The following is a 648-nucleotide window of genomic DNA, read 5'->3' on the forward strand; positions in this document are numbered from 1 at the left end:
GTCTTCAGCTCTTAAGTTGTATCAATGGCCGATGAAGCTACCAGAAGATTTAGACTCACTTTCCTGTTGTTATGACCTATCGATATAAATAAAGGATAAAAATGGTAGAAAAAGTCAGGCTTCAATTGATTTTTCGGAATGTTTTCATATCTTTGCTTCAAATTTTGAGGATATGAAACGTAAAATCAGCATTGCATTAAACGAGTGGAAAAACAAACCGCATCGGATGCCCTTAGTTATAGGTGGGGCACGACAGGTGGGGAAGACCTACATTTTGCAAGAGTTCGGGCATGAACATTTTGAGAATATGGTTTATCTTAATATGGAAATAGAGCATGTATTGACACGGTTCCTTGATGCCGAGCTTTCTCCCGACAAACTTATTCCTTTTATTGAAGCTCTGAAAGGGGAACGGATTACGGCAGGCAAAACCTTGATTTTCTTTGATGAGATACAAGCCTGTGAGCGAGCTCTCACCGCTTTAAAGTATTTCTACGAGCAGGCTCCGCAATACCACGTCGTGGCAGCCGGTTCTTTGTTGGGAGTTGCTGTGAATCGTCAAAAGTACTCTTATCCCGTAGGTAAAGTAGAAGAATTAACCCTTTATCCACTGGATTTTGAAGAGTATCTTTGGGCAATGGGGAAAGA

1 protein-coding gene is annotated in these 648 nt (G+C 40.9%); it reads left to right on the plus strand.

All coding sequences use genetic code 11. The features are described 5' to 3' along the window. Positions 1–172 precede the first annotated feature (172 nt). Positions 173–648: AAA family ATPase (locus tag B5F34_RS17225; protein WP_162609367.1), on the plus strand; the 476-nt coding region annotated here is incomplete at its 3' end.

The sequence above is a fragment of the Mediterranea sp. An20 genome, assembly GCF_002160055.1.
Classification (GTDB): Bacteria; Bacteroidota; Bacteroidia; order Bacteroidales; family Bacteroidaceae; genus Bacteroides; species Bacteroides avicola.